Source organism: Saccharothrix saharensis, assembly GCF_006716745.1.
Lineage (GTDB): Bacteria > Actinomycetota > Actinomycetes > Mycobacteriales > Pseudonocardiaceae > Actinosynnema > Actinosynnema saharense.
In genome coordinates this window covers 5,973,374-5,991,726 of sequence record NZ_VFPP01000001.1, presented here as the reverse complement: position 1 = coordinate 5,991,726, position 18,353 = coordinate 5,973,374, and the positions used below count along the sequence as shown (strand labels likewise).

Annotated in this window: 17 protein-coding genes and 1 tRNA gene; 8 read left to right on the top strand and 10 right to left on the bottom strand. The window is 70.0% G+C overall.

The window, feature by feature from the left end; translation table 11 throughout:
* Positions 1 to 175 precede the first annotated feature (175 nt).
* A complete protein-coding gene (locus FHX81_RS27000; protein WP_141980848.1) occupies positions 176 to 4,441 on the top strand; it encodes a GH92 family glycosyl hydrolase in 4,266 nt (1,421 codons plus the stop codon).
* Positions 4,442 to 4,451: 10 nt separating this feature from the next.
* Here FHX81_RS27000 and FHX81_RS26995 read toward each other — a convergent pair whose 3' ends face one another.
* Positions 4,452 to 5,360, bottom strand: a complete 909-nt coding sequence (locus FHX81_RS26995; RefSeq protein ID WP_141980847.1) for a cation diffusion facilitator family transporter — start codon at positions 5,358 to 5,360, stop codon at positions 4,452 to 4,454.
* A 119-nt stretch (positions 5,361 to 5,479) separates the two neighbouring features.
* Positions 5,480 to 6,289 carry an alpha/beta fold hydrolase gene (locus FHX81_RS26990; protein ID WP_141980846.1) on the bottom strand — a complete coding sequence of 270 codons (810 nt, stop codon included), beginning with the start codon at positions 6,287 to 6,289 and terminating at the stop codon, positions 5,480 to 5,482.
* Positions 6,290 to 6,354: 65 nt separating this feature from the next.
* Between FHX81_RS26990 and FHX81_RS26985 the strand changes: the two genes are divergently transcribed.
* Positions 6,355 to 6,429 (top strand) — tRNA-Arg (locus FHX81_RS26985).
* Between the two features lie 635 nt (positions 6,430 to 7,064).
* On the top strand, positions 7,065 to 7,712 hold the full coding sequence (locus FHX81_RS26980) for a hypothetical protein (protein ID WP_141980845.1): 648 nt from the start codon (positions 7,065 to 7,067) through the stop codon (positions 7,710 to 7,712).
* On the opposite strand, the gene FHX81_RS26975 is transcribed toward FHX81_RS26980, so the two are convergent.
* The 4 genes from FHX81_RS26975 to FHX81_RS26960 all read right to left on the bottom strand — a co-directional run bounded on the left by FHX81_RS26975 (position 7,678) and on the right by FHX81_RS26960 (position 12,026).
* Positions 7,678 to 8,688 carry a hypothetical protein gene (locus FHX81_RS26975; RefSeq protein ID WP_141980844.1) on the bottom strand — a complete coding sequence of 337 codons (1,011 nt, stop codon included), beginning with the start codon at positions 8,686 to 8,688 and terminating at the stop codon, positions 7,678 to 7,680. The two genes, FHX81_RS26980 and FHX81_RS26975, sit on opposite strands and share 35 nt — an antisense overlap.
* Positions 8,689 to 8,903: 215 nt before the next feature.
* Positions 8,904 to 10,061 (bottom strand): ImmA/IrrE family metallo-endopeptidase, encoded by a 1,158-nt coding sequence (locus FHX81_RS26970; RefSeq protein ID WP_211363575.1) that lies wholly within the window; start codon positions 10,059 to 10,061, stop codon positions 8,904 to 8,906.
* Positions 10,062 to 10,623: 562 nt separating this feature from the next.
* On the bottom strand, positions 10,624 to 11,526 hold the full coding sequence (locus FHX81_RS26965; RefSeq protein ID WP_141980843.1) for a hypothetical protein: 903 nt from the start codon (positions 11,524 to 11,526) through the stop codon (positions 10,624 to 10,626).
* On the bottom strand, positions 11,526 to 12,026 hold the full coding sequence (locus FHX81_RS26960) for a SigE family RNA polymerase sigma factor (RefSeq protein WP_141980842.1): 501 nt from the start codon (positions 12,024 to 12,026) through the stop codon (positions 11,526 to 11,528). Before FHX81_RS26960 ends, FHX81_RS26965 begins: the two co-directional genes overlap by 1 nt.
* 283 nt (positions 12,027 to 12,309) lie before the next feature.
* Between FHX81_RS26960 and FHX81_RS26955 the strand changes: the two genes are divergently transcribed.
* Genes FHX81_RS26955 through FHX81_RS26935 form a run of 5 tightly spaced genes read left to right on the top strand, consistent with a single transcriptional unit; the run spans position 12,310 to position 14,820 of the window.
* Positions 12,310 to 12,762, top strand: coding sequence for a YbaB/EbfC family nucleoid-associated protein (locus tag FHX81_RS26955; RefSeq protein WP_141980841.1), 453 nt, complete (start codon positions 12,310 to 12,312; stop codon positions 12,760 to 12,762).
* A gap of 3 nt (positions 12,763 to 12,765) precedes the next feature.
* Positions 12,766 to 13,083, top strand: coding sequence for a type VII secretion target (locus FHX81_RS26950; protein WP_141980840.1), 318 nt, complete (start codon positions 12,766 to 12,768; stop codon positions 13,081 to 13,083).
* Positions 13,080 to 13,781, top strand: coding sequence for a WXG100 family type VII secretion target (locus FHX81_RS26945; RefSeq protein ID WP_141980839.1), 702 nt, complete (start codon positions 13,080 to 13,082; stop codon positions 13,779 to 13,781). Before FHX81_RS26950 ends, FHX81_RS26945 begins: the two co-directional genes overlap by 4 nt.
* Before the next feature lie 7 nt (positions 13,782 to 13,788).
* Positions 13,789 to 14,403: a ubiquitin-associated domain-containing protein gene (locus FHX81_RS26940; protein WP_141980838.1), complete on the top strand. Its 615-nt coding sequence runs from the start codon at positions 13,789 to 13,791 to the stop codon at positions 14,401 to 14,403.
* Between the two features lie 9 nt (positions 14,404 to 14,412).
* Positions 14,413 to 14,820: a hypothetical protein gene (locus FHX81_RS26935; RefSeq protein ID WP_141980837.1), complete on the top strand. Its 408-nt coding sequence runs from the start codon at positions 14,413 to 14,415 to the stop codon at positions 14,818 to 14,820.
* 54 nt (positions 14,821 to 14,874) lie between these two features.
* On the opposite strand, the gene FHX81_RS26930 is transcribed toward FHX81_RS26935, so the two are convergent.
* The 4 genes from FHX81_RS26930 to FHX81_RS26915 all read right to left on the bottom strand — a co-directional run bounded on the left by FHX81_RS26930 (position 14,875) and on the right by FHX81_RS26915 (position 18,115).
* The gene (locus FHX81_RS26930) at positions 14,875 to 15,603 is read right to left on the bottom strand and encodes an SWIM zinc finger family protein (RefSeq protein WP_170232186.1); all 729 of its coding nucleotides are present in this window, start codon (positions 15,601 to 15,603) and stop codon (positions 14,875 to 14,877) included.
* Between the two features lie 165 nt (positions 15,604 to 15,768).
* Positions 15,769 to 17,118 carry an MFS transporter gene (locus tag FHX81_RS26925; protein WP_211363574.1) on the bottom strand — a complete coding sequence of 450 codons (1,350 nt, stop codon included), beginning with the start codon at positions 17,116 to 17,118 and terminating at the stop codon, positions 15,769 to 15,771.
* A gap of 200 nt (positions 17,119 to 17,318) precedes the next feature.
* Positions 17,319 to 17,672, bottom strand: coding sequence for an ArsR/SmtB family transcription factor (locus tag FHX81_RS26920; RefSeq protein ID WP_141980835.1), 354 nt, complete (start codon positions 17,670 to 17,672; stop codon positions 17,319 to 17,321).
* On the bottom strand, positions 17,669 to 18,115 hold the full coding sequence (locus FHX81_RS26915; protein WP_141980834.1) for an SRPBCC domain-containing protein: 447 nt from the start codon (positions 18,113 to 18,115) through the stop codon (positions 17,669 to 17,671). The genes FHX81_RS26920 and FHX81_RS26915 overlap by 4 nt, the downstream gene beginning before the upstream one ends.
* Positions 18,116 to 18,353 lie beyond the last annotated feature (238 nt).

Sequence of the window (18,353 nt, the reverse complement as noted above, 5' to 3'; positions counted from 1 at the left end):
CCCGCGGGGGTGCCCACCGGGGGCGGGTTACGGGCCGTCACAGCGAGTGAGTGTAGATCGGGTGGAGCAGCACCCGGACAGGCTTGCGGACAAGATGGGTGACCTCTCTTGACAACGATGTCACCGGCCCCTTTGCTTCGCTAAGGATCCGGTCGGTTCGGGTGAAAGGCGTGCAATGGGGCACAAACGCGGCAGAAGATCGCTGGTGGTCGTCTCGACCATCGCACTGGCGGTGGGGAGCGTGGGAGGCTGGTCCTCCGCGACCGCCGCACCGGGGGAGCCAACCGTGAGCGAGACGCTCTTCGCCACCTCGTTCGAGGACGGGCAGCCGCAACCCACGTGGGCGAGCACGGTCGAAACGGGCCCGGACGGCACGCCGAAGACCTCGGGCGTCGACGGCTCGGACTCCAGCGGCATCCCCGGCAACGTCACCGACCGCGTGGTCGACGTGGCCGCCAACTCGGAGAACTCCGGCGCGGGCGAGGTCAAGGAGAACCTGGTCGACGGCAGCGTGACGTCGAAGTGGCTCACCTTCACGCCGACCGGCTGGGCCCGGTTCACCTTCGCCGAGCCCGTCGCGGTGAGGCGGTACGCGCTGTCCTCGGCCAACGACGCACCCGAGCGCGACCCGAAGGACTGGACGCTGCGGGGCTCCAACGACGGCACGACGTGGACGCCGTTGGACGCCCGCACCGGTGAGGCGTTCGCCGAGCGGTTCCAGACCAGGACCTACGACATCGCCAACACCGCGGCGTTCAAGCACTACCAGCTCGACATCTCCGCGACCGCGGGCGGCGTGAACCTCATCCAGCTGGCCGAGGTGCAGTTCTCCGACGGCTCCGCGACCCCGCCGGCGAAGAACATGCGCACCACCGTGGGCAAGGGCGCCACCGGCGGGTACAACGCCAAGTCCGGCGCCGGGTTCACCGGCCTGAAGGCGTTGCGGTACCAGGGGACGCACGTCGCCGAGGGCCGCGGCTACTCGTACAACAAGGTCTTCGACGTCGACATCCCGGTGACCGCGACCACCGAGCTGTCCTACCTGATCTTCCCGTCGTTCACCACCGACGACCTGAACTACCCGGCCACGTACGTGTCGCTGGACCTCGCGTTCGCCGACGGCACCTACCTCAGCGACCTCGGCGCGCGCGACCAGCACGGGTTCGAGCTGTCGCCGCGCGGCCAGGGCGCGGCCAAGTCGCTCTACACCAACCAGTGGAACCGGGTCGCGTCGGCGATCGGCGAGGTCGCCGCCGGCAAGACGATCAAGCGCGTCCTCGTGGGGTACGACAACCCGAAGGGCCCGGCCGGGTTCAACGGCTGGGTGGACGACATCGCGGTGAAGTCGGCGCCGGTCGTCGTCGAGCGGCCGCGCCCGTCGGACTGGGTGCTGACCACCCGCGGCACGAACTCCAGCGGCTCGTTCTCGCGGGGCAACAACTTCCCGGCCACCGCGGTGCCGCACGGCTTCAACTTCTGGTCGCCCATGACCAACGCGGGCTCGATCAGCTGGCTCTACGAGTACGCCAAGACCAACAACCGGGACAACCTGCCCACGTTGCAGGCGTTCACCGCGAGCCACGAGCCCAGCCCCTGGATGGGTGACCGGCAGACGTTCCAGGTGATGCCGTCCACCGGCGCGCCCACCGCCGACCGCGCGGCGCGCGCGCTGCCGTTCAAGCACGAGAACGAGACCGCGAAGGCGCACTACTACGGCGTGCGGTTCGAGAACGGGATGCGCACCGAGATCACGCCGACCGACCACGCCGCGCTGTTCCGCTTCACGTTCGTGGACGACACCTCGAACCTGGTGTTCGACAACGTGAACAACAGCGGCGGGCTCACGCTCGACCCGGCGACCGGCGTGGTGACGGGCTTCTCCGACGTCAAGAGCGGGCTGTCCACCGGCGCGACGCGGCTGTTCGTGTACGGCGTGGTGGACAAGCCGGTCGTCGCCAGCGGTCGGCTCACCGGCGCGGGCCGCGACGACGTGGCCGGCTTCTTCCGGTTCGACACCTCGGGCGACAAGACCGTGACGATGAAGATCGCCACGTCGCTGCTGGGCGTCGAGCAGGCCAAGCGGAACCTGGAGCTGGAGGTGTCCGCTTCGGACACGTTCGAGTCGGTGCGCGACCGGGCGCAGCAGGCGTGGGACCGCGTGCTGGGCATGGTCGAGGTGGAAGGCGCGTCGGAGGACCAGCTCACCACGCTGTACTCCAACCTCTACCGGCTCTACCTCTACCCGAACTCGGGCTTCGAGAACACCGGCACCGCCGACGCGCCGAAGTACCGGTACGCCTCGCCGGTGCAGGCCGCCGGGCCGTCCACGCCCACGCAGACCGGCGCGAAGGTGCTGGACGGCAAGATCTACGTCAACAACGGGTTCTGGGACACCTACCGGACCACCTGGCCCGCCTACAGCCTGCTGACGCCCCGGCGCGCGGCCGAGCTGGCGGACGGGTTCGTGCAGCAGTACCGCGACGGCGGGTGGATCTCGCGCTGGTCGTCGCCCGGCTACGCGAACCTGATGACCGGCACCAGCTCCGACGTGGCGTTCGCGGACGCGTTCGTCAAGGGCGTGCCGCTGCCCGACGCCAAGGCGGCCTACGAGGCGGCGGTGAAGAACGCGACCGTCGCCCCGCCGAACGCGGGCGTCGGCCGCAAGGGCCTGGACACCTCGATCTTCACCGGCTACACGTCCACCGCCACCGGCGAGGGCATGTCGTGGGCGATCGAGGGCTACGTCAACGACTACGGCATCGCGAACATGGCGCGCGAGCTGCACGAGCGGACCGGGGACGCGCAGTACCTGGCGTCGGCCGAGTACTTCGCCAACCGGGCGCGGAACTACGTCCACATGTTCGACCCGTCGACCGGCTTCTTCCAGGGCCGCAACCCCGACGGCACGTGGCGCGTGCCCACCGACGAGTACGACCCGCGCGAGTGGGGCCACGACTACACCGAGACCGACGGCTGGAACATGGCGTTCTCGGTGCCGCACGACGGGCAGGGCCTGGCCAACCTGTACGGCGGCCGGGACGGCTTGGCGCAGAAGCTGGACGAGTTCTTCGCCACGCCGGAGACGGCGAAGTTCCCCGGCTCCTACGGCGGCGTGATCCACGAGATGACCGAGGCGCGCGACGTGCGGATGGGTCAGCTCGGGCACTCCAACCAGGTGTCGCACCACATCACCTACATGTACGACTACGCCGGCCAGCCGTGGAAGACGCAGGAGAAGGTGCGCGAGATCCTGTCCCGGCTGTACCTGGGCAGCGAGATCGGCCAGGGCTACCCCGGTGACGAGGACAACGGCGAGCAGTCGGCGTGGTGGCTGTTCAGCGCCATGGGCTTCTACCCGCTGCAGATGGGCAACGACTCGTACGCGATCGGGTCGCCGCTGTTCAAGAAGCTGACCGTGCACCTGGAGAACGGGCGTGATCTGGTGATCAACGCGCCCGCCAACTCAGCGCGGGACATCTACGTGCAATCGTTGAAGGTCAACGGCAAGACGTGGGACAAGGCGTACCTGCCGCACGCGGAGATCGCTTCGGGTGGTGTGCTGGACTTCGGGATGGGGTCGTCGCCGTCGCGCTGGGCCACGGGTGCGGACGCCGCGCCGCCGTCGTTGACCGAGGGCACCGCGGCACCCGCCCCGCTGCGGGACGTGACGCTGCTCGGGACCGTGACCGGTGCTCCGGCGTCGGTGGTGGACAACACCTCGCAGACGTCCGGCGAGCTGTCGTGGATGCAGGTCGACCTGCCGTCGAAGCAGGAGAGCGCTTCGTTCTACACGGTGACGTCGGGCAAGGCGGGCGGCGACCCGTCGTCGTGGGTGCTGAAGGGCTCGTACGACGGCCGGACGTGGTCCACCGTGGACGAGCGGTCCGGCGAGGTGTTCCCGTGGCGGCAGCAGACGCGGGCGTTCAAGATCGCCCGGCCGGGGCACTACCAGCACTACCGGCTGGAGTTCCCGGGCAGCGTGACGGTCGCCGAGGTCGAGCTGCTGGCCGAGCCGTTCGCGGCGTGCACCGCCACGGTGACCGGTGAGCACGCCGGGGCGTTGCGCGTGCAGTCGGGCGTGACGTGCGTGGACGGCGCCACGGTGACCGGCCCGGTGACCGTGGCGGCGGGCGCGTCGCTGTACGTGTTCGGCGGGAGGATCGACGGTCCGGTGAACGCGACGGGCGCGGCGGCGGTCGTGCTGGTGGAGACGACCGTGGGCGGTCCGGTGAACGTGACCGGCACGTCCGGCGAGCTGTCGCTGGAACGGGTGAACGTCGGCGGGCCCGTGCGGCTGGTCGACAACAAGGGCGGCACGCGCGTCGCCGGCAACACCGTCAGCGGGCCGATGTCCTGCACGGGCAGCGACCCGGCGCCGGTGAACAGCGGGTGGGCGAACTCGGCGAGCGGGCCCAAGACGGGTCAGTGCGCCAAGCTGTAGGGCTCTCGGGTCACCAGGAGATTTCGCGGCACCTCTGCGCGGAATCTCCTGGTTCGACCTGGAGCGTGGCGTGCTCGATGTGGTAGCGCTCGGCCAGCAGCGCCTGGGCGGCGCGCAGCACCTCCGCCGGGTCCACGTGGTCGCGGGTGGTGAGGTGCGCGGAGGCCACCTCCATGCCCGAGGTGAGCGTCCAGACGTGCAGGTCGTGCGCCTCGGCCACGCCCGGCAGCCGGCCGAGGTCCGCCTTCATCGCGGCGACGTCCAGGCGTTCCGGGGCGTGCTGGAAGAGGATGCGCAGCGCGCTCGCGGCCAGCTTGTACGTGCGGGGCAGGACGAACAGGCCGATCGCGACACCCGTGATGGGGTCGGCGTAGCGCCAGCCGAAGAGCAGCGTGACGGCGCCGCTGATCAGCACGCCGACCGATCCGATCAGGTCGGCGAGGACCTCCAGGTACGCGCCGCGGACGTTGATGCTGTCCTTCGCGCCGTCCCGGAGCAGGGCGAACGAGACCAGGTTGGCCGCGAGGCCCGCGGTGGCGGCCAGCACGACCGGGAGGCCGGGGACCTCCGGCGGGTTGCCGAACCGGCCCACGGCCTCGTACACGACGTAACCGGCCACGCCGAAGAGCAGCACGGCGTTGGCCAGGGCGGCCAGCACCTCGGCGCGGTAGAGGCCGAACGTGCGGCTGCCGCCCGTGCGGGCGCGGCGGGCCAGCATGATGGCGGCCAGCGCCATGCCGACGCCCAGGACGTCGGTGAGCATGTGGGCGGCGTCGGAGATCAGCGCCAGCGAGCCGGTGGCCACGCCGACGACGAACTCCAGCGCCATGAACGCGGCACCGATGGCGAAGGCGATCCACAGCCGACCGAGGTGCTTGGCGCTCCCCGACGACACACCGTGGCCGTGTCCGTGACCCATGAGCGAAACATATAGTCACATGCGCATGAGTACAACTCGAGTGTCGGGGTCGCCACACCCGTCCCGAGGCGCGGAACCGGGGGCGCGGTGCCTGACGGGTACCACCGATCCGCCCCCGTTCACCGCCACTTGCCGTCGACGGCGTCCTCGATGTGGCGCGCGACCAGGTCCGGGTGCGTCCGCGGCGCCCAGTGCCCCGCGTCGATCGCGCTCCGGGTGAGCGCCTCTACCCACGGCTCGGCCGCCTCCAGGTGCTCCCGCACCACGTACGGGTCCTTCGTCAACTCGATCTGGTGAACCCTGACGACGACCTGCCGCGGCTTCCACCCACGTCCCATGTTGGCCCGGTACAAGCCGAGCCCGTTGACCAACTCCCGCCGCCCCGCCTTCAACCACCTGCGGACCGCGGGCACCCGCCACACCGTCTCCGCCACACCGGGCACCCTGAACCCCGCGATGTACCAGGACCTCCCCAACACCTTCATCACCGTCACCGGCCGCCGGCGGTTGCGCCCGACCCAGTCGGCGAGGTGCCCCAGATCCGGCCCGGAGACACTGGTGAACGACCGGAACAACCCGGGCCTGGCCACCACCGCCGCCCACCCCTGCACCGACCCCCAGTCGTGCCCGACGAGGTGCACCGGCCCACCAACCCCCTCCGCCACCGCCGCCAGGTCCCCCACCAACCGCTCCATCCGGTAACCGCGACTCCCGCCCGCGACGGGAGCCTCCGACCCACCAGCCCCCCTTACGTCGTACCGAACCACCCAGAACCGCTCCGCCAACCTCCGGGCTACCCCGTCCCACACCCGCGAGGTGTCCGGGAACCCGTGCGCCAACACCACGGGCACCGCCCCGACCACCCCGCCCTCCACCACCCGAATTCGCAGGTCATCGCCCTGCACCACCCGCTCGGTCCACGTCTGCACAACCCAAGAGGGTAGGGGGTGAAAACCCCGTGCGGCCGTGCGCTAAGCTTCCACCCGTAGCTGCGGCCCCCGTAGCTCAGGGGATAGAGCACCGCCCTCCGGAGGCGGGTGCGCAGGTTCGAATCCTGCCGGGGGCACCACCACGAAAAGGCCCTTGACCAGCGAGTACGCCGGTCAAGGGCCTTTGTTGTCTGTCCAACTGGGACCGGCCGTCGGCGGCCGGTTGTGCCGCAGTTTCAGCAATTCGGCCGGTGGCCCAGGGCAGCCTCTACACCCCTCCAGATCGTCACCGACTCCCTTCCAGGGCTGAGGGCTCGGTGGCCTCGGCCGCGACGATGTCGAGTTGGGCCTTGAGCCGACCACGGCCGTGTGTCAGGCGCTTGCTCTCGCCTGCACGGACGCCAACAGGACAGGCACTGCCATTGATTCGTGAATCGCGAATCACTACTTTATGCGACATGTCGTTGGCCGAGTGCCCGCCAGAGCGCAGGGCGTCGCTCCTACTGTTCGGGAACCGGCACAAGTTGGAGCTCATGGCGGCTTTCGCACAGGCCGAGGACGGGAGGGTGAACCTGTCAGACCTGGCGCATGAGCAGGGAGTGCCGGCAAGCGTGTACTACGCCCCAGTGAACGATTTGCTCCGTGCGGGCCTTGTGGAGAAACTTCCCCGGCAGTTGCCTGAGCGCCGTAGGTGGTACCGGCGGAGCGACAGCTCGGTGTGGCCGTGCGTACGAGCACTGGCCGTGGAACTCTCGACGATCGAGGTGAAGGCGTCATGAGCCCGACCGCGTTGGCCGCGCTGGCTCGGGCCGCCCAGGACACGGTGGCGCACAGCGAGGCCGGCGGGCCGACCGCTGGAACCACGCCTGTCCGGATGTTCGGCTCGACCGCGGCAGTGAACTACCAATTGATCAACGCGGAGGTCAGGCGGCGCGATGGCCGGCGGGCAGTTCCCGCACCCGGCCAGGACGTGCTCGATGTGCTCATGGGACTGCCGGTCGGCTTGCCGGTGCCGGCCGACTCGTTGACCGACCGAGAGCGCAGGCTACTCGGCCGCGCACCTCAGGGTGCGGTGGATCGTGATGGCGAGCATGTTGTTCGACGGGCCGTAGCGCCGCTGACGGCACGGTTCGCGGTCGTCACCGCGCGCGACTGGAAGATCGGGCTCAAGCGGGCGGACAGGTTCGCGCCGTTCTGCGAACGCGCGGTTTTGCTGCCGGCGTTGCCGCAGGATGCTGATGATCTATTTGTGCGCGCGTCGTTCAGTGGTTGCGGGGTCTGCGTGTTCAGCGGCAAGCAGCTCGACATGGTGGTCGAGCCGCGCCGGTACGTTCGGCGTCGGCACACGCCTGCGCAGTGGTGGTTCGCCGAGGAGGTCTTCGCCCAGCTCAGTGAGTCGGAGCCTGCCTCGTCCATGACGTGACTGGCCACGAGGGCAGACCTGCCCACGCCTTGAGCGGCCCAGGTGCCTCGAACGCCCCTTCCTGTTCAATGCGCACGTTCAGGACGTCGCAGTAGGCGACCGCTTCCACGGAGCGTTGCTGCCACCAATCCGCTCGCTCCGCCAGCGTCCGCTGCTGGTGCATCTCGGAGATCCACGAGTTCCAGGTGTGGACACCGTGGGCGTGCGCTGCGGCGGAGTGGTCGCGGGAGAGGAAGGTGTCCAACGCCCGGCCGTTGCACGAGGGGCAGAAGCACTTCGGCGGCTCGGCGTTGGCGAACCGCTCAGCGAGGACGCTTCCCTTGTAGAAGGACATCAGCCCGGGAACGAGAACGCTGGGAGAGTAGTCCTTCTTGCTGGAAATGGGCATCTGACCGAACGGCACGACATGCCGACGGCTGCCACCAGTGCCGATCGAAGCCACGAACGCCCCGTGGGTCATGGCATCGAACGCGTTGAGGTCGGTGCGAGCGACGCCGATGTACGGCGCCTCGGAGACCAACCGGCGGAGGTTCGCCACACCGGACTTGTAGCGCCCCATCGGGTCGAACTGGCCGCCGAGGAAGACGAGCTTGGGAACCACTAGTTGACGAGAGATGGCGAGCAGCTGGGGGAAGTGCTCCTTGTTGAACCACGCGATGTCCAACGGCATGGCCAGGATGACATCGTCACGGTCCAGATCTGCCACGAGGTCGGCCGCCTTCTTCAACGGATCGGCGTTCCCGGCAGGGAGAAACCCGGTGGGTGTGATGGCGGCCGTCGCACCGGCGTCGCGCTGGCCGTCCAGAGCCATGTCGAGCGTCATGTCGAACAGTCCGTCACCGTCTTGCAGGACGAACGGAGCGTCGGTGGTCGCGGCGGCCAGCCGGTACCCTTCCGGGTCGATCAGACGAGAACCCGCGTGGCCGCGCCGGCTCAGAACCTTGACCCCGGTGGCCGCCTCGGCACCGCTCAGCATCAGTCCACTGGATGCAGTGGGGAGCAGGTCGACCAGTTGCCTTCCAGCGTCCCAGCTCGCGTGCACGAGGACCCGGTCGGTGAGCGCGCCGACTGGTCCAGGAGGAGCTGAGGGCTTGGGCTGTAGGCCGAGCGCGTGCAGCGCTTGGGCACGAGCTGCTTCCACGTCGGTGGGAGGGCGCGGAGCGGGCAGGTTGGATGGCGGGGACGTGTCCGTCATATCGAAACCTCGACTGCTGAAGCGGGAACCGGATGCTCGGACTCACCGGTCGCTGCGGACGACCGGTCGCCGAGGTACAACGTCGTGAACTCCGCGGGCTCAAGACGTGCCCGCCTGGCGAGGTCGTCGACCTCATGTCCCTCACCGAGGTACTGGTCGATCACCGACCGGACCGCGGAGGGCTGCTCAGGGTTCAGTCGGCCGGGCTCGCTCGTCCGGTAGCCGAGGCTCGTCATTTCGACTGCGAGCGTGCGGTACTGCCAGTCACTGAGCTCGCCAAGGGTGTGCGCTCGGCGCAGCAACGCCCACATCGAGACACCCCACTGCGCCTTCAGCTCGAGCAGGCAACGCAGGTCCACAGTGCCCGCGAAGTCCCTGCGGATGTCCTCGGCCGGCATCAGGAACTCGGCGGCGAACTGGTTGGCCTGCTTCTCCTGCTGTGGGTGCGGAAGGGTGTGCATCACCATGTGACCCAACTCGTGGGCGGTCGTGAAGCGGTCCCGGTCGCCGGGGGTGCCGTCGTTGAGCAGCACAAGCGGGTCTTCACCCGGCGTGCACACGCTGACCGCGTCCACCGGCACGCTCTCGTTGCCGGAGTCGAGGGGAACCGGAGCCACGAGCGCGCGGCGCAGCACCAGCCCGCCGGTCGACTCGACCACACCGATCACGGAGCCAAGCGGGCCACTGGGAAGACCCCAGTCCGCGCGAACCTTGCGTGCGGCGTCCGCACCGGTGAAGTAGTCGTCGACTTCGAGGCGCGGGAGGCTCAGGTCGACCCTTCTCGGTGCACCGTCGAGCAATCCCCGCAGCTGGATACGGGATAGGTTGAGGACCGCGTGGATCCGCCGCAGGTCAGGCGCCGCTGCCGCCTGTTTCTTGCGGTGGTGTACCAAGCCGGGGCCTGCTCCGACTTCGGTCTCGCTCATGACCAGCAGGTCGACGGGGTAGGCGAGAGCACGCGCATACAACTCCAGTCGCTCGCCGGTGACCGCTAGCCGCCCCGACTCCGCACGGCTCACGTATGCCTGGCTCACTTTCGAGGTGGGCCCGTCCAGCGCCTTCATCGCCTTCGCGACGTCATCCTGCTTCAGCCCACGCGACTCGCGCGCCAAGATCAGCATTCGCGGCGCTGCGCTGGTGGACTGGCCTGTCACGAGAACCCCCTGGGAATACCTCAGCAGAACACCTCGAAATATACCACTCCTGATACACCACCCGCGACCTTGCGAACTGACCTATGACGACCGGGCGGCCATGTTGAGCGTCGGTGTCACAACGGATGCGGATCGAACAGCCGTCGAGCCCGCCGAGGGCGATCAGGTCTCTGCACCGGCAAGCGTCATGGCGAGGATCAGGCTCAACGCTGAGCTGTCAGCGGCAGGAGGGGGAAGCGGTGCCAAGGAGGCACCGAGCCGAAGCGCACGGCTCGGGAGTTGCCAGACCCGGATGTGAAGGTGAGCGCCACAACCAGACCGATGGTCGAAGTGATGAGCTCGAACGACGCGATCGTGGGCGCTCCCGCCCTGGCGAGGTGATGTGGGCCAGGGCCGGGAGCCACGAAGCAGCTCTCGCTGACCAGACGTCAGGGTGGAAGCCGCTGGTCAACCGTAAGCAGGTGTGCGTGGTGGCCTGCCGAGGGCACAAGCACAACAAGGCCCGCTGAACAGCACGAGTGCTGCTCAGCGGGCCTTGTTGTGTCGGCAGTCCCGAATGCGTTCAGCCCGGGAACATCGTCAAGGCCGGGTCGACGCTGATCGCGACCAACTGGTCGAGGGTCAGTGGCGGCTGTGGGGTGGTGGAGGCGTTGCCCGATTTGCCGGTGGTGTCGACGTTCTCCGACTGGACGAGGAGGCGGGTGCCGTCGGTGCGGTGGACCAGGACTTGGTTCATGGTGATGCCGTTGCCCATGTCCGCCGTCTGCTTGATGACCTCCTCACCCTTGGGGCCGGTTTCGGCCACGCAGGAGAGCCGGGTTCCCAGGCCCGGGTAGTCGCACATGGGGCCCAGGCCGTCGTACCAGGTGGGCGACATGAGGAAGAAGATGTTCCCGGTCCCGTCCGCCGCGGTCGTGGTGGCCCAGGCTTCGAAGGTGGCCGCGGTGTCGCAGATGGACAGTTCGGCGGTCGGGTCGGTCGGGTTCACCTGGTGGAAGTCGAGCGGCCCGTGCGGGGTGCCCGCGGGGTAGTCGCCGGCGGGGTTGGCCGACAGGTCCAGGTCCGGCCGTTGGGCCTTGACCGCGTTCGTCGCCGCCAGGGTCAGCCTTGCGGCGGCTTCGGCCGCGGACTCCAGTCGGCCCCCGCACTGGGGTGGTGGCACCTTGTCGTCGACGGTGATGACCGATGGCGTGGACACCTTCGAGCCGGCCGGAGTGGTCGGGGACGGCGACACCGCGGACGTGGTGCCCGACGAGCCCCCGACCGGCGCGGCCCCGCCGCTGCCGCCGGTCAGCGTGTACGCGACGGCACCGGTCAGCGCTACGACGGCCACACCGGCGGCCACCGCCGGGTTCGCCACGCGGCGGAGCCGGACCGCGCGGCGCCCGCGGACGATGACCGCGTCCACGTCGACCGTGGACGGCGGCACTTCCCCGATCGCGTCGTCGAACAGGTGCTTGTCCATCAGTACCCCTCCCTGGACGTCTGCGCGGCGCTGGTGCGCAACGTGTCGAGCCCCCGCGCGGTCTGGCTCTTCACGGTGCCCACCGAGCAGCCGAGGATCTCGGCGGTCTCCTCCACCGAGAGGTCGAGGTACAGCCGCAGCACGACGGCGGCCCGCCGCCTCGGCGGGAGGTCGTCGAGCAGGTCGAGCAGCTGGGAACGGCTGACCACGGCGAACTCGGCCGCCGTGGGCAGCTCCGGCAGCTCCTCCACGGACTGCTCGCGCCGCCACGGCCTGCGCTTCTCGTCCAGCCAGGTGCGCAGCAGCGCCTTGCGGACGTACGCGTCGATACCGGCCGTCGCCCCGACCCTCGACCAGTGCCGGTACAGCTTGCCGATGGTGATCGACACGAGGTCGTCCGCCGTGTGCCAGTCCCGGCACAGGAGGTACGCGGTGCGCCGCATGGACTCCATCCGAGCCGTCACGTACTCGCGGTACGCGTTCTCCTCGGACCGTTTCACCTCGGTGACCTCCTGCGTCGTGCTCCTGCCCAACCCGCGCCGTCCTCGGACCGAATCACCTGGGTGCCTTCCTGTGTCGTACCCCTACCCCACCCAGAACGCGCTCCGTGGGCCGCGAGGTTGCCCGAGGAGGAAAAGTCCTGCGGCGCACGCACGTCGCGCTCGTGGTCCACCGCCGCTCGGCCGACTGGAGCCAGTCGCTCCGAATCACCACCTCGGCACGCACCGCGGTCCTACACTCCGCCTCAGCATTGTCACGCACCGTGATGACAGGTGGTCTGGAATGGATCAGGGCATCCTCGATCCGGATGGCGCCCGGGAGCGGTTGGCCGCGTGGAAGGGCCGGTTCGACAAGCTGGCCGCCGACACCCGGGTGATGAGCGAGCGGTTGCAGGGCATCCGGGTCACGGCCGGTGATCCCGGCGGGCTGGCCGAGGTCACGGTGGACTCCACCGGGGCGATGGTGGACCTGCGGTTGACGGACCGGATCGGGCGGGTCGCGCCGGCGGTCGTCGCACGGGCGATCCTGGCCACCCTCGGTGACGCCAAGAGCCAGGTGGCCGACCGGACCCAGGAGATCATCGCCGAGACGATGGGTCCCGACTCGGCTGCGGGCAAGGCGATGGCGGACAACGTCGGGCGGCACCTGCGCGGTGGCCCCGCCCCGCAACGCCGTGCACCGGCCGGCGAGGACGACGACGATTACGGCGGCCACTCCTACCTCCAGGACCGGTGACCCGTGGCCGCCGGGTACGACGTCGACGTCGAGCAGATCCGCGCCCACGCCGCCCACGTCGAGGCGGTCCTGGCGCGGTTCGAGGCGGTGAAGGCCGCCAGTGCGCACATCGCACGGGACGACCAGGCGTACGGGAAGCTGTGCGGCTGGATCTCCGGGATCCTCGAAGGCCGCCACACCCGGCAGGACGAGTTGGTCGCCGGCGTGGAGAACAACCTCCGGCTGGTCGTGGCGCAGTTGCGCGCCACCGCGGAGACCTACCAGGTCGTCGACGAGGACAACGCCCACCGCGTCCGGTCGGCGGGAGGGGAGGCGCGATGACCGGGAAGTCCTTGGTCGCCCCGGAGCGGTCGTCCCGGGAGGCGTGGACCGGGTCCAGCCTCGCGGAGAGCATCGAGGGCCTGGTCGACGCGATCAAGAGCGAGGGCTGGGTCGACGACGCGCTGGCGGGCGCGACGCTGGGTGTCGAAGTTGCCGCCACGGTCCTGGACCCGCTCAGCGCGTTGCTGGCCAACGGGCTCGGCTGGGCCGTGGAGTACTTCGAGCCGCTGCGCGAGATGCTGGACGAGCTGACCGGCAAGCCGGACGTCATCAGGGCCCACGCGGCGACGTGGGGCAACATGGCCACCGAGCTGTCGGCCATGGCCGCCGACCTGAAGACACACCTGGACAACGACCTGCCGTCCTGGACCGGGGACGCGGCGGACTCCTACCAGGGCCTGATGGTCCACAACGTGGACGCCATCGGCGGGCTCGGCGCCACCGCCGCGGCCTTGGCGGCGGCCACCGAAGGCGCGGGCGGGCTGGTCGAGCTCACCCGCGAGGTGGTGCGCGACCTCATCGCCGACCTGGTCGCGCGGGTGATCGTGTGGGTGGCCGAGGCCCTCCTGGTGTTCACCATCCCGATGATCGTGCCGCAGATCGTGGCGGCGATCGTCAAGTGGGCCGGTCGCATCCTCACCTACACGGGCGCCTTGGTCACCAGCCTCACCAACCTCACCAAGCTCCTCGACGACTAGGGCGGCCATGACCCCCAAACCCAAGTCACCCGGCTCGGGCAGACCCGGTGACGGTGGCGACGGCAAGCCGTCGCAGGTGTACGGCAGCACCGACGCGAGCAAGGGCGTGTCCAGCGCGCACGAGGCCATCTCCGCGGCCAGGCGGGCGGGCGAGCCCACCGACCCGGGCTCGACGTCGACCCCCACCCCGGTCGACCCGACCGTGCCCGGTCCGGCGGGCAAGATCGCGCTCCGGCCGCCGAGCGACCGCCACCAGCTCAACCGGGTCAGCCCGAAGAGCCCGGCGAAGGCCGAGAACACGATCATCCTGCCGGAGACGAGGGACGCCGTGCGGCAGGACATCGCGGACATCCAGGCGGGCAACGCGCGCTGGGACCCGGACACGAACAGCTACGTCACCGACAGCGGGCGGCGCTACAAGGTGGAGTCCAACGGGACCGTCTTCCCGGTCGACGGACCGGGCTTCGTCGCGTTGAACCGGTCGGAGTACAAGGCCCTGCAAGCGCTGATCAGGCACAATGGCGACGTCGAGGCCGCGATGGCGAGCGTCGCCCGTGACCCGTCGATCCCTCCCGGGTCCTTCGGCAAGGCCCGTGACGTGTACTCGCACTACAGGAAGTAGACCAGGGACATGCTCAGCTACAGCTTCCTGCTGGACCGGCTGCCCGATCCGGGTGACCTGCGCCGCGCCGTCTCCGAGGTGTTCGCGGTGGACCCGGGGGGTGTGCACGTCGGCCGGCTGTACGAGGACGCCGGGGGTCCGCCGGCCACCGTCAGCTGCACGTACCTCGACCTCGACGGCGGGGAGTTCCCCTGGCGCGTGGACATCGGCGCCGACGACACGGTGACCGGGCCGGGTGAGGCGCAAGCCGCGGCGGCGCTGTGCCACCGGTTCGGCCTGCGCGCCCTGCTGCCCGGTGACGAGGCGTCGGACGAGTGGTGGCGCCTGGTGACGGCCGAGGAGGACCGCCTGGTCGCCGTCGACCTCGACCAGCTCGACGAGGACCGCTACGTGCTGACCGGGCGGAGCCGTCCCTGATCCGACCGGGACCGATCCGGTCGGCACGGTGGCGGCGCGGTGCGGTCGGCGGGTTCACCGGCGTCGGGCGGCGAGCCGGATCCCCTCGGCACGGGCGATCGCGTCGTCCACACCGCCGACGCCCTCCACGCGGTCGGCGGCGTCCTCCAGCAGCTGCGCCGCGTACTCCGCCAGGTCGGCCGCCGCGGCGGTGAACCCGGCGTCCACCAGCCGGGCCACCTCGTCCAGCGCCCTCCCGACGTGGTGGAAGTACTGGTCCGCGGCGCCGAGGCTGACGTGGTCGGGCACGTCGATGGCGAACTCCAGCCGCTCCCGCGGCCCACGACCGTCGAACGCGCGGTCGGGGTCCGCGCCGGCGGCCACGTCGAGCCGGGCGCGCAACACCTCGTCGGCCTTCGCCGCGGCCACCAGCTGGTCCACCAACCACTCCGGGTCGCGGTCGAGCAAGAACGACCGCAACCGCTTCTCCGCCAACGGCCCGCTGCGAGGCCGCGCGGTCCGCTCGCCCCTGTCCGCCTGCTCCAGCCAGGCCAGTGCCACCGCGACGCAGTGCTTGCAGAACCGGACGTCGTGCGGGCAGGAACACCGCCCGCGCAGGCCGCTGCGGGTGACGTCCAGCCGCACGCGGTAGGCGTGCGTGCCCTCGACCGTCGCGCTCACCGCCGTGCCGTCCACGCTCATCCGCCGCACGTGCCCCGCGCCGAAGTACTTCTTGCCCCGCTCGAACGACTTCGGGTCGGCCAGTCCGCGGACCACGTCGACGTTCACCTCCACCGCGGCCATGGTCGACATCCTGGCGCAGCCGGGGAAGGGCGGAGAGGCGCACCCGCTCCCGGCGGCGCGGCCCGTCGGCACTGCGTCGCCCCGGGTGGAGCGGGTGCGCCCCTCCTGTGGCGGAACCGGGATTCAGGGGAGGCTCCCGGTTCCGCGGTCCGCGCGGCTGGGTGGTCAGGCCTCGTTCGCCACCGGGACGGCCGGGGCGGCCGGGCTGGTGGTGGTGCGGGGGCGCAGGCCGAACCAGACGAACAGGATGCTGACGAACGTGACGATGACGTTGACGACCAGCGCCAGGTGGATGCCCGTCAGCTCGGACGCCTGGCTCGCGGCGATGGCGCTCAGGATCGGGATGCCGATGGTGATGCCGACCTGCTGGGTCATCGACGTGAGGCCGGTCGCGAGGCCCTGCTCGTCGTCCGGCAGGCCGGACGTGCCCGTGACGGTGTAGGCCACGATCGACGAGACGTGCCCGAAGAAGCTGATGAACAGCGCCGGGACCAGGATGGCCAGGCCCCACGTCTCCGCGCCGGTGAAGATCAGCGGCACGGTGGACAGGCCCTGCACGGCCATGCCGCCCGCCAGCACCTTGCGGTAGCCGTGGCGGCCGATGAGGCGGCCCGCCAGCGGACCGGCGAACACCGCGGCCAGGCCGGGCACGCCGAAGATCAGGCCGGTCACGAACGGGTTGAGGTCCAGCACGTTCTGCAGGTACAGCGTCATCATGAAGATCATCGCCGTCTCCATGGAGAAGACGATGAGGCCGCCGTAGTTGCCCCACTTGACGTTCGGGCGGCGCAGCGTGCGGACCGGGGTGAGCGGGGCGGAGACCTTCATCTCGATCACCCAGAACGCGGCCAGCAGCACGACGCCGACGACGGCCGCGAGGATGCTCTGCTCGATGATCGCGTAGACGACGGCCAGCAGGCCACCGGTCACGGTGATCGCGCCGGGCACGTCCAGCTTGACCCGCTCGGGCACGCGGCTCTCGGTGATCACGAACGGCGTGCAGGCCAGGATCAGCGCGGTCACCGGGATGTTGATGAGGAACGCGGCGCGCCAGCTGAGCAGGCTGACCAGGGTGCCGCCGACCAGCGCGCCGATGGTGAAGCCGCCGGAGAGCAGCGCGCCGTTGAGGCCGAGCGCGCGGTCGCGGACCTTGCCCTCCGCGAACGTGGTGGTGAGCAGGGACAGCGCCGCGGGCAACGCCATGGCGGTGGCCAGGCCCTGCAACGCGCGGCCGGACAGCAGCATCTCGGGGCTGTTGGCCAGGCCGCCGACCAGGGACGCGATCGTCAGCACGACCATGCTGAGCATGAACAGCCTGCGGCGGCCGAACAGGTCGGCGAACCGGCCGAACAGCAGGGCGAAGCCCGCCGACGGCAGGGCGTAGGCGGCGGTGATCCACGGGAACTCGGCCACCTCCATCCCGACGCCCGCGCCGGTCTCCGGCAACGCGACGTTCAAGATCGAGAAGTCGACGGACACCATGAACCCGGCGCCGAGCAGGATCAGCAGGATCAACCGCTGCTTACCGCTGAAACGGGGCGGCGAAGTTGTGTCGGCAGTCAAGGGACAATCCTTTTCTCTCGGTGAACCCGTTGAGGTGAACTATCGACACGTCGCCGGACTGACCGGTGTCCTTTCGACGACGTCTTTCCGGAGCACTGGCCCCGCCGAGGAGAGGTCATCGCCCACCCCGCACCGAGCGGATGAATTCCGAGCTAGTGCGAATCGGGTGCCGCGCCCTCGGCGATGCGCTTGACCGTGGCCAATCGCCGATCCCAGTCGGACGCGAGCGTGGTCATCCAGCGGGCCGTCTCGTCCAACGCCGCCGGCCGGACGGCGTAGCGCACCTCGCGCCCGACCCGGTTGCCGGAGACGAGGCCGGCGGCGTCCAGCACCGCGAGGTGCTTGACGACCGCCTGCCGCGAGACCGGCAGCCGCTCGGCGAGCGTCGTCGCGGTCACCTCGCCCTGGGCGGCGAGGAGGTCGAGCAGTTGACGCCGCGTCGGGTCGGCCAGCGCGGCGAGGACGTCGCCGACCGGCTCGACCGTCCCGCGGCGCTCGTCGGTCACACCGACGTTTGTTCAACGCGCCCCTTGAGCATGTCGAACACCTGGGGCCAGCCTTCGGTGTTGAACCGCACGGCGCTCTCGCGCAGCTCCTCGGTGGTGCTCAGGGCGGAGAACCCGCTCTCCACCACGCGCAGGCGGGTCTTGCCGTCCTCCGCGGTCAGCGTGAACTCCACCAGCGTGCTGTTGTCCTCGCGCAGCCCCTCGCCGGGGAACGCGCTGGCCCAGCGGTACGCCACGTAGGTCGGCGGCTCGACCTTCTCCACCCGGACCGCGACCTCGCCCAGGTTGGGGTTCTTCGCGATCAACGACGCGCCCTCCGTGGCCACCGTGCCGGCCACGCTCGCCTCGTCGGCGACCCAGAAGCCCGGCGTGGCCACGAGGGACCACACCCGCTCCAGGGGCGCCTCGATCAAGGTGTCGCGCTCGATCCGATCTTCACTCACCAGGGTCTCCCTACCGGGGTGAGGCGCAACCAGGTGGTTGCGCCAGCCACGTACAAGTGCAACCCTATAGTTGCACGAAGCCGCCGAGACCCGCAACCGCAGAGTTGCACGCCAGCTCGTGCGACCGACCGCGCCCCGGCGGCGCGCGGTGGTTGCCCGCTGTCCATTTCCGGCAATTCCGGGTGCTTTTCCGACCGATTCTCTGCGGGATTCACCGAGGGGTAAGAGAGCAGGATCG

Coding starts and splice junctions, on each gene's coding strand:
- FHX81_RS26940 (WP_141980838.1), top strand. CDS start 13,789: ATGACCCCCAAACCCAAGTCACCCGGCTCGGGCAGACCCGGTGACGGT.
- FHX81_RS26965 (WP_141980843.1), bottom strand. CDS start 11,526: ATGGACAAGCACCTGTTCGACGACGCGATCGGGGAAGTGCCGCCGTCC.
- FHX81_RS26935 (WP_141980837.1), top strand. CDS start 14,413: ATGCTCAGCTACAGCTTCCTGCTGGACCGGCTGCCCGATCCGGGTGAC.
- FHX81_RS26945 (WP_141980839.1), top strand. CDS start 13,080: ATGACCGGGAAGTCCTTGGTCGCCCCGGAGCGGTCGTCCCGGGAGGCG.
- FHX81_RS26980 (WP_141980845.1), top strand. CDS start 7,065: ATGAGCCCGACCGCGTTGGCCGCGCTGGCTCGGGCCGCCCAGGACACG.
- FHX81_RS26975 (WP_141980844.1), bottom strand. CDS start 8,688: ATGCTGAGCGGTGCCGAGGCGGCCACCGGGGTCAAGGTTCTGAGCCGG.
- FHX81_RS27000 (WP_141980848.1), top strand. CDS start 176: ATGGGGCACAAACGCGGCAGAAGATCGCTGGTGGTCGTCTCGACCATC.
- FHX81_RS26995 (WP_141980847.1), bottom strand. CDS start 5,360: ATGGGTCACGGACACGGCCACGGTGTGTCGTCGGGGAGCGCCAAGCAC.
- FHX81_RS26955 (WP_141980841.1), top strand. CDS start 12,310: ATGGATCAGGGCATCCTCGATCCGGATGGCGCCCGGGAGCGGTTGGCC.
- FHX81_RS26930 (WP_170232186.1), bottom strand. CDS start 15,603: ATGGCCGCGGTGGAGGTGAACGTCGACGTGGTCCGCGGACTGGCCGAC.